At 44.9% G+C, this 10,357-nt stretch carries 6 protein-coding genes; 2 read left to right on the top strand and 4 right to left on the bottom strand.

The genetic code is table 11. The features are described 5' to 3' along the window. Positions 1 to 81: 81 nt before the first annotated feature. Entirely contained in the window at positions 82 to 225 is a 144-nt protein-coding gene (locus QT974_RS24025) for a hypothetical protein (protein WP_333470929.1), read from the top strand. On the opposite strand, the gene QT974_RS24020 is transcribed toward QT974_RS24025, so the two are convergent. From QT974_RS24020 to QT974_RS24005, 4 genes are all read right to left on the bottom strand, one after another. Beyond that, a complete protein-coding gene (locus QT974_RS24020; protein ID WP_333470928.1) occupies positions 218 to 1,108 on the bottom strand; it encodes an alpha/beta fold hydrolase in 891 nt (296 codons plus the stop codon). The genes QT974_RS24025 and QT974_RS24020 overlap by 8 nt on opposite strands. A gap of 181 nt (positions 1,109 to 1,289) precedes the next feature. Then, positions 1,290 to 3,338 carry an adenylate/guanylate cyclase domain-containing protein gene (locus tag QT974_RS24015; protein ID WP_333470927.1) on the bottom strand — a complete coding sequence of 683 codons (2,049 nt, stop codon included), beginning with the start codon at positions 3,336 to 3,338 and terminating at the stop codon, positions 1,290 to 1,292. Continuing rightward, positions 3,304 to 8,019 (bottom strand): response regulator, encoded by a 4,716-nt coding sequence (locus tag QT974_RS24010; protein WP_333470926.1) that lies wholly within the window; start codon positions 8,017 to 8,019, stop codon positions 3,304 to 3,306. The genes QT974_RS24015 and QT974_RS24010 overlap by 35 nt, the downstream gene beginning before the upstream one ends. 768 nt (positions 8,020 to 8,787) lie before the next feature. Then, a complete protein-coding gene (locus tag QT974_RS24005) occupies positions 8,788 to 9,294 on the bottom strand; it encodes a hypothetical protein (protein ID WP_333470925.1) in 507 nt (168 codons plus the stop codon). A gap of 76 nt (positions 9,295 to 9,370) precedes the next feature. On the opposite strand from QT974_RS24005, the gene QT974_RS24000 reads away from it, so the two are divergent. Next, on the top strand, positions 9,371 to 10,288 hold the full coding sequence (locus tag QT974_RS24000) for a histone deacetylase family protein (RefSeq protein WP_333470924.1): 918 nt from the start codon (positions 9,371 to 9,373) through the stop codon (positions 10,286 to 10,288). Positions 10,289 to 10,357: the final 69 nt, after the last annotated feature.

The raw sequence follows: 10,357 nt of genomic DNA, 5'->3' as shown, positions 1-10,357 counted from the left end.
ACCGACGACTGGCCGTGTTTCGTCTCGGTGCTTTTTCTGGTTCGCTCCTCACACGTCCATCAATATAGCTAACTCGCTCAAATGTGTCAATACTTTTTACAAAAGTTTTTTTTGAGGAAAGCGATCGCGCGAATGCCGGTGGGATTGAGCGAGGCAGAACCTTGGCAAGGCAAGGGTTTTGCTCGATCGCCCGACCTCCGCATTCACCAGAAAAATGTTAGTTGAATTCCCGCATCCAATCCAAAATCAGATGATTGACTTCAAAGGGCCGCTCGTCGTGGGGACAGTGGCCGGTGTTGGGAATTGACACAAATTTCACGGGTTTACCACTAGCGGCCAATTCTTGATAAATCTGGCTACCGGCGATCGGCGTCCAGGGGTCGTCTGCGCCCCAAAGTACCAGTAACGGACGATCGACTTTTGGCAGCAATTCTGACGGTTGAGGGCCTGCTGGGGCTGTGAGAATGGACGCGAATACTTGTTGAGCTCCGGGCTCGCAGGAGGGGGCGTGCAGCAGTTCTACGAGTTCGTCGGTGATGGCTTCGCGGTTGCTGTAGACTTGGCGCAGGGTGTTGCGGATGCGGTGTTTTTGGCGGATGTTGTTGAACACAAACGGGCCAATGATGGGCGATCGAACTAATTTAGCAAAAGTCCCCATCACTAATCCCAGCGGAAAACTAAGTTCTTCTGGACGGTGGTTGAGTCCGCCAGCACAGTTGATTAACACACCCCCGGCTGATATTTCTGGATGGTTGGCGACTACCATCAAACTCAGCAAAGCGCCGATCGAATTTCCGACAAATACCGCCGGTTCCTGTACCAAATCTGTCCAGAAATCTGTCAGCAATTCTTCCCACAATTCTAGGGTGTAATCGAGGGCTGGTTTGCCAGAAGCACCAAATCCCAACAAGTCCAGCGCAAATACCCGGTAGCCGCCGGCGGCGAGTGCGGGGATATTTTGCCGCCAATGTCCGATCGAAGCCCCAAATCCGTGAATCAAGATCAGAGGGCGGCCGGTGCCTTGGACGGTATATTGGATTTTGTGACCTTTCCAAGTCCAAATTAGTTTTTCTAAACTCGTTGCAGATACTAGCTCTTGTGCAGTCACGGCTTTAAATGTAAATTTTCGTTAACTACTTTCATCATACCAGCACAATTCTGTTCCGGGATGCCGATCGGAGCAACGTCGCACAAGAACATTACGATCAATTCTCCATTCCCAATTACCAACGACTACTCGCTGCTGTCAAGCGGTCAACTACCAACTGTCAACTACCAACTGTCAACTGTCAACTGTCAACTGTCAACGGACTAATTTTTTCTAATAACCAATAAGTCATCATATCGCCCTTACCTTTTACCGGAATCAAGCCTCGTTTCTCCAACAAATACTTATCTTTCAAAAGCTCATAAGTAACGTCAGTAACTTGAATGCTGCCTGCAAAACCTGTAACTTCCATCCTCGCCGCCACATTCACCGTATCTCCCCACAAATCGTAAGTAAACTTGCTCACACCAATCACTCCCGCCACTACCGGCCCGGAATTGATGCCGACGCGAATTGCCAGTTTTTCGCCTGTCTCGGCCGACAACTTGGCTATTTTTGCCTGCATTCCCAAAGCCATTTGGGCGATCGCCTCGGCGTGATCGTCTCTCGGCGTCGGCAATCCCCCGACTACCATATAAGCATCACCAATAGTTTTAATTTTCTCCACACCGTACTTTTCAGCTAACTGATCGAAATGAGAAAAAATCACGTTCAATCGCTTTACCAGTTCCGTCGGAGACATTCTCGCCGACAGCTCAGTAAAGCCAACAATATCAGCAAATAAAACACTGACATCGGCAAAACTATCAGCAATTGTAGTTTGCTGGGCCTTCAAACGTTCTGCTATTGGTTTCGGCAAAATATTTAACAGCAACTTCTCGCTTTGTTCCTGCTCAAATTTCAGGGCTTCTTGCGCTGATTTGCGTTCTGTGATATCAGAAACAGTCCCCTCGTAGTACATCAGCTCACCTTTTGTATCCCGAACAGCCCGGACATTTTCTGACACCCAAATCCGGCTCCCGTCTTTGCGGCATACCATAGATTCAAACCCCGAAACGGCATTTTCTGCATCCATAGCCATCACAAATTCTAGGCGGCGTTGCGGGTTAACGTACAGTTGCTGAGAAATATCTTGAATGCAGGACATCAGTTCTGTTGGCGAGTCGTAACCGTACAATTTTGCCAAAGCTGGATTAGCGCTGAGATAACGTCCTGAAGGACTGCTTTGAAAAATGCCTTCCATCGCATTTTCGACAATGCTGTGATATCTTTCTTCAGCAATCCGCAGCGATTCTTCTGCTTGTTTGCGCTGAATTAAAGAACCTAATTGAGTGCCTACAGCATTAAAAACATCGATAAAACGCGCGTCTTTGGAACACACCGAATTCTTAAAGAAAACTAGCACTGCCAATACTTCATCGCCTACCAAAATTGGCACCCCAAAACCAGCTTTGAATCCCAGAGATAGTGCTATTTCACTTCGGATAAAATGTGGGTAGCCCCGGGAAATATCTTCTAGCCATTCCGGTTGCTTGGATGCCCAAACTCGTCCCGGCAGCCCTATATTCATGGGAAATGTCATTTGTTTGCTTTGGGTGCGGAACGATTCCATGCTGGTGTTACTCGCATACCAGCCCCGGGCAGATTGCAGCACAGTTCCTTCTGCATCGGGAATCCAAGCTTCTCCTACATCCCACCCGATTGTTTCGCCGACTTGGTGCAGAACTACTTCTAAAGCTGAGTGAAAGTCTACAGCTTCACCGATCGCCCGCGTCGTTTCCAGCAAAAACCTGACTGATTCTTGGGCCCGCTGTCGTTCGGCGATTTCTGCTTGCAATCTCGAATTGCGATCGTGCAATTCTCTTGCTTGCTGTTGCAGTTTCGATTGCAGCAAACGAAGCGAAAGTTGGTTTTGGACTCGCGCCAAGACTTCTTCTACTTGAAACGGCTTAGTAATATAATCTACTCCTCCGACTTGAAAAGCTTTAACTTTTTCCATCACGTCATCTAGCGCACTAATGAAAATCACCGGAATATCTTTAGTATTTTCAATTTTTTTTAAATTTTCACAAACTTGATAGCCGTTCATTTTCGGCATATTAATATCTAGTAAAATTAGATCGGGAGGAGACATTTGTGCCGCTTGCAGAGCCAGTTGTCCGTTAATTGCCTTCCTGACTTGATACCCGTGGGCTGCGAGCATAGTCGATAAAAGTCGCAAATTGTCCGGCATATCGTCAACGATCAGAATGTCTCTAGGAGTCGCTGGTAATTGATGGTCGTTCATCATAATATAATTGAGTCAAATCAATAATGATATCTATCCGAAAATTATCGACTAAATCTGTTAAGGCGTTAGCAAGATTTGCCTCTGTTTCGGGAATTTGCTCGATCAGTCCGAGGATGCGGTTGTCGTCTACGCAAATTGCTGCTCGGTACAAATCCACCACCCAGTCTGTGGGCATTACACTCAAATCCTCGGCGGTCAAATTTTTCAGCAGTAGCGGTGCAGAACCTGAAGTAAATGAATTTTCTTCCTCATAAATATAACGCAGGTTCAGGTGATGCGCTATTTTTTCAAATAGTACCTCTTCCCGAAACGGTTTACAGATCAAATCATCACAACCAGCCGACAAAATTATGTGCTGCTGCTCCTCAAAAGCACTAGCAGTCAGGGCGATAATTATTGTTTCTTTACCTTCTGGAGTTTGCTTGATCAGTCTGGTTGCTTCGTACCCGTCCATCACTGGCATCAGCATATCCATTAAGATCAGGTGCGGCTTCCAAGTTGACTGCAAAGCAATTCCTTCTTCACCGTTAGTTGCTTCCGAGACTTCAAATCCCAGCGGTGCGAGGATCTGAAGCAGCAGTTGGCGATTTTCCGCTACATCTTCAACTATTAATATCCGATAAGTTGGCTGTCCGGCTTCTAAAGCAATAACTTGTTTAGCAGGCGATTTTTCTTGTTCGTCACTTTTTGTTACCAAGTTAACCTGGATATTAAACGTGAAAGTTGTGCCTTGAGCAAGTTGACTTTCAACAGCAATATCACCTCCCATAATGCGGACGAACTGTTGGCTGATCGGCAATCCTAGCCCGGTTCCCTGCATCGATTTTCGACCAGTTTCCGTTTGTACGAAGGGCTTGAATAATGTGGGGATTTCCGACGGACAAATCCCGGGGCCAGTGTCGGCAATTTCAAAATGTAATTGAGATTTATTTTGTGATTCAGCCTTCTGTTCTGCTTGGCTGCTGACGCGCAAAGTAACAGTTCCGTGTTGGGTAAATTTAATCGCATTGCCGAGCAGGTTAATTAAAACTTGCCTCAATTTAGCTTCGTCTGTTTCAATATACTGCGGCAATTCCCCCAGGTTTTCAAATATTAAATGCAGACCTTTTGAGTTGGCTTTTAGTTGCAGCATTTCTCTGAGGCTGTTGAGAAGGTTGTAGAGGTTGAAGCGGCTTTCATTGATACTAATTTCACCTGCTTCTATTTTGGACATTGACAAAACATCATTGATCAGTTCCAGCAAGTGTTCGCCGCTGCGGTTGATAATTTCTATGTATTCTTTTTGTTCTGCCGTGATCGAAATGTTGCGAGCCATGACTTGAGAAAAACCGAGAATGGCGTTGAGAGGCGTGCGCAGTTCGTGGCTCATGGAAGCGAGAAATTGGCTTTTGGCGCGGTTGGCAACTTCGGCGTTTTCTTTGGATTTAAGCAATTCCATTGATTGCCTTTGAGTGCGGGCGAGCAATTCGGCTTGCTGCAATGCTACTCCTAGCTGAGTGCCGACATGAACTGCAACGTTGATTTCAGCTTCGCTCCACTGGCGGGGGGCAGAATTTTGATAAGATGCTAGCAGTCCCCAAAGTGTTTCACCGCAGAAAATTGGCACCGTAATGTAGGATTTTGCTTGAAATCTTTCTAATAGTTGGATGTAACAATCATCGAAGCCCTGCTTATAAATGTCTGGGACACAAAGGTAATTTTTTCCTCTGCTGTAGGCTCCGCCTCTGGTTTCTTGCAAATAGGTATCGCGTACTTCTTGTGAAGTGCTATCAAATTTGTTGCCGAGGCAATTTTCGCTTTCTAAAGCGCCTTCTGTCAAGTTAAAATCTATTTGCTGTTCTTGGATGAAAGACACCCAGTTGCTGTCAACTGATTCTGCTACAAATTCGCCGCTCCAGTCAGGATTGAAACGGTAAAGAGCGACTCGATCGCATTTCATGGTTTGGCGCAATTCTCGGGTTGTAGCGTGAAAAATGTCTCGGATATCTAAAGTTTGCCGCATTCTTTCAATGATGCGGGCGATCGCTCTTTGCCGCAAAGCACTTTCTTGCAGCTCGGTTTCTGCTTGCTTGCGTTCGGTAATATCTACAGCCATTGAAGCCGTACCGATTGCTGTGCCGTTTTGGTCAATTAGTTGAGTATTGTACCACTCGCAGATGATAATTCTGCCGTCTTTGGTCAAATTTTGGGAAATGCCGCTGGATTTGTCCCTCAAGCCCTGATTGAAAATCTCCGATGCAGAGGAGCGGTAGCTTTCAGGTACGATCAAATCCGGGGCGACTCCACCTATGGCTTCTTGCTCGCTGTAGCCGAAAATCGCGGACGCCGCCGGATTCCACGTGATAATCTCTAAATTGAGGTTTAACTCGATCACTGCGATCGGCGTTTGCTGCAATAAAAATGAGATTCTTTGCTGCGATGCTAGCAGTTTTTCTTGGGCTAATTTGCTGTCTGTGATATCATTAGCCGTGCCCAAAAGTTGTTTGGGTTTACCGTCACTTGTTCGGAGAAATACGGTATCCCAACTGTGCATCCACCGCCATTCGCCGTTTTTGTGTTTCATTCGATATTCACATTCAATCACATCGCCATCTTTGGCTCGCTCCACTTTTTTGACGCTTTCCCAAAACTCTGGTAAATCTTCCGGGTTGAGCAGAGTTGACATCATTGCTGTACCCATATCTTGTATTTCTCGGGCGGTGTAGCCGAGCATCACCGCAATTTGGCGGTTGCTGTAAACATTCCGCTGTTCTACTAAATCGTAAACATACAATAGGTTGGGATTGGAATCGGCGATCGCCTGAATGAAGTGCTGGCTTTCTCGCAGTGCAGATTCTGCAAGTTTTCGATCGCTAATATCTCGCGCTACGATAATTACTGATTCAGCAGAAAGCACAGAAATTTTAGCGTCGAGCCAAACTTCGCGCTCTGCGAGTGTATAACTATATTCAACATTGATGCTTTGCTTAGTTTTCAGAACTTGTTGGATGGCATTTAATAGCAAATCTGCCACAGGTTCTGGCAAAACTTCATGGGTGGTTCTATTAATCATTTCCCTTGCAGGTTTCACCAAATTCGCCGCAGCAGTCGGGGCGATTTTGATGCAGCGCCCGTCTGCATTTCTCACTAAAACTATGTCAGTCATGGCGGCAAAAATCGCCCGCAATTCAGCTTCAGATTCTTGCAAAGCTTGCTCAGCGCGGATGCGGGTGCGAATTTCTGCTTGTAACTGTTTATTTTGACGATCGAGCTGCTGAAGTCGCTTTTTTTCTCGATCGATCAATTTAGCTTGAGCGATGGCGATTCCTAGTTGAGCCGCCACAGCTTCTAACAAGTCGATTTCATCTTTCGTCCATTCGCGGTAGCGATCGCACTGGTGCAAGCAAATAGCCCCATTTGCCTTACCTTGGTACGAAGTGCGAATTGCCAGCATCGATTTCAACCCAACCCGGCGACAAATCGGTAGAACAGCTTGTAAAAGAGGCTCCGAGTAAACATTGTTAGAGGCTATAGCCTGATCTTGGATCATCATTTGTACCACGTGAGGATTGCCCCAAATCGGAATCGGTACCAGGCGAATCGATTCGCACTCGGGTTCTAGATACTCAGCCGCCAGAGGAATATCCACTTGAGGAGTAGTAACGTAAGTATGAATCAAACAGCGATTGGCGCAGAATGCCTGACCGATTTGAGTTGCAGCTATTTCAAATATTTGTTCGGGCTCCAAGCTAGATCGAATTTGTTGAGTTATTTTGGCAATCAGCAATTCTCGCTGAACTTGCCGTTCTAAAGCAGCTTTTGCCACCGCCGTCTCTATTTCTGCTTGCTTGCGATCGCTGATATCAAAAAGCACGCCATACCAAACTATATCGCCATTATCGCGCATTTCCGGTCGAGAATTAGATTGCAGCCATTTGAGTTTTCCTGACGGAGTAATAATCCGCCATTCAAAAGCAAACGGTTCTAAAGTTCGAGCGCTAATAGCAATTTTATTTTCCAGAAATTCTCTGTCATCACTATAATTTTGATTGAAACACAACTCAGGATTTGCTAATATTTTTTCACTATCTAATTCGTAAATTTCCCTACAGGCATAACTGACATACTCAAATTTAAAAATTTCCTCCGAATTCTTGACAAATTGATAAATAACTCCTGGAATATTGACCGCCAATTTCTGCAACCGCGCTTTGCTTTCCCGAAGTGCTTGTTCTGTCTGCTTCCTAAATTCAACCTCTCGTTGCAGTTCGGCATTCTGCTGTTTTAATTGTTTCGATAGCTGTTGTATCGTCAATTGACTTTCAATCCGCACTAAAAATTCTTCGACTTGAAAGGGCTTAGTAATATAGTCAACACCGCCGACTTCAAAAGCTTTTACTTTGGAAATAGTATCAGTAAAAATACTCAAAAAAATAACCGGAATTTCGCAAGTAGTTTCGTTAAATTTCAGTCTTTCGCAGACTTCGTACCCATTCATTTTTGGCATAGCAATATCTAACAAAATCAAGTCAGGCATCACAGCCCATCTAGCATTTAACGCCATTTCGCCAGAAATCGCCCGCTGAACTTTATACCCCTCTTTCGTCAATATATTTGATATAAACCGGAGGTTGTTAGGCTGGTCATCAATAATCAAGATTTGAATGCTTTTTTTGTCAATAGCCATTTTTTGTCTTGCCATTTTTCTTTTTAACTGTTAGCAGCAGAGGTACTTTTCCATGAAATGAAAAATTGGATGTGCCACAAAATGTCTTTTATTTAACTTTATTATTTACCCAAGAAAAGATTGCTTTTAGTCTGTAAATCATTGAGAAACGCAGGCTATAATATTTAATTAACTTTTGCGATCTGAAATTTACCATTTAACTTAACCGCGACTCTTCCTTTTTTGTTAGTCAAAATAGCTGTTATTGCTAACACCATTCACAAGGAATATTCCCCAAAATTATGACTCAGGCAATTCGGAATTTTGACAACCGCGTTTGTTAATGCCACTTTCAAAAACACAATGCAACTGTCGGCAAACTCCAAACCTTTTGACTCAGTAAGTCATGGCAAATTCTTTGATCCCAAATCTTTAGTCGAAAATGGTTGAACTCTTTTCAATAGGTGCAAACTGTGAATTTTTGTACAACCTGGTAGATGTCATAGAAACTGTTTTTTTGGTTGAGTTTAGGGTGAAAAGTCGCAGGACAATTACCCAAACTTCTTGAAATTCTGCTGCTACCTTCAAAGGGTTGTAGCAGAGATACTCGCCCGGATGCACGCCCCGAAACTAACAAACTGGGTTTTTTACTCTTGCTTCGGGCTGCAACCTGTGTGTTGCTCTGAAAAAGCTTGGTTGCGACGCACTCGCACGTAAGCCTTAAGAAATTTATAGCTAACTAAAATTATAGATCGACTGGCACGCACCCCGAGCAGGCATTACAAACTCTGTTCTCGGTCTTTTCTAAGCCAGCAATTCCTTAAGTTTAGCAAGATTTTCATTGCTGAGGGAGATTTTAATTTCAAGTTCTCGGTCAGGCTGCCATAACAGCAGAATATTATCTTCCCCCAAGGCAATTTCTGGATTGTTCAGTTCCAGTGTTTGATATTTAACTTCGGAAATTGCTATGCGAATCACCAGTTCAGATTCTAACTGAGGATAGATGTATAAGTGCTGTTGCAGGTTGTCTAATTCTAGTTTTTGAACTGTGTTGTTACGTTGGACGGGAGAATTGGATGTGTACCAATACAGAGTCTCCTCGCTAATTTTAGGATTCAGTATCACAAATGTTTCGTCAAAACGCTGCGGTTGCCAGTGAATTTCGCTGATCCCGCCGATTTGCGGAATCAGTCGCTCTACCCAGCTAATTTCTTTGCCGTTGAGGTTTCGCCACCACTGACTGATACGATCGAATTTTTCAGCATTTTCAGGATCGTTGCTGCCGGACTGCCATACTGTTTTTAGTTGCATATAGAGGTTCTCCAGCGAATTTAAATTTGAAATTGCAGGTTGTTAATTAAAGATTCAATCTTCTACAATAATCTTAATGGACTTACCAATTATCTACCACGAAGATTACGTTGCACCCCTGCCCCCGGATCACCGCTTCCCGATGGCAAAGTTCCGGATGCTTTACCAGATGCTGCTCGCCGACGGGGTAGCAGATCGATCGCAATTTCACGCTCCGGAACTTCCCCCTCCACAATGGATTGAATTAGTCCACGACCGCGACTACGTTCAAGCTTACTGCAACGGGACGCTCGATGCCAAAGCGACTCGACGAATTGGTCTGCCTTGGAGTCCGGCCCTTGTCAACCGCACTTGCACTGCGGTTGCAGGGACGGTACTAACTGCAAAGCTCGCTTTAGAATGCGGTTTGGCTTGCAATACAGCAGGCGGAACTCATCACGCCTTCCCTGCTTTTGGGTCGGGCTTTTGTATTTTTAATGATTTGGCGATCGCCTCTCGCGTCTTGCAAAAAATGGGTTTAGTTCGCCAAGTTTTAATTGTAGACTTAGACGTGCACCAAGGAGACGGAACCGCCGTCATTTTTCAAGAGGACAGCAGTGTTTTTACTTTCTCAATGCACTGCGAGGTAAATTTTCCAGGTACCAAACAAAAAGGCGATCTAGATGTAGCTTTGCCTGTCGGTATGGAGGACGACGAATATTTACAAACCTTGGATAAATATTTACCAGATTTACTCTCGGCTCTCAAGCCCGATTTAGTTTTGTACGATGCCGGAGTTGACCCCCATCAAGGTGACAAACTAGGAAAATTAGCTTTAACTGACACGGGCTTATTTCGTCGGGAAATGCAAGTTTTGATAGCCTGTTTAGCAGGTGGATATCCCGTAGCCTGCGTGATTGGCGGCGGCTATTGCGATGATACCAACGGGTTAGTTTACCGACATTCGCTGCTACACCGAGCCGCAAGTCAAGCCTACAGACAATATCGACTTTGATTCAGAGCAGCGAGATATTAGACTTGAATTGCAAAAATCGGAAAACACCCTGAAATTATCTGCGTTTAT

This window comes from Microcoleus sp. BM001215392 (assembly GCF_036700185.1).
Lineage (GTDB): Bacteria > Cyanobacteriota > Cyanobacteriia > Cyanobacteriales > Microcoleaceae > Microcoleus.
The sequence above is the reverse complement of the archived record's forward strand: the minus strand, read 5'-3'. Positions and strand labels throughout refer to the sequence as shown.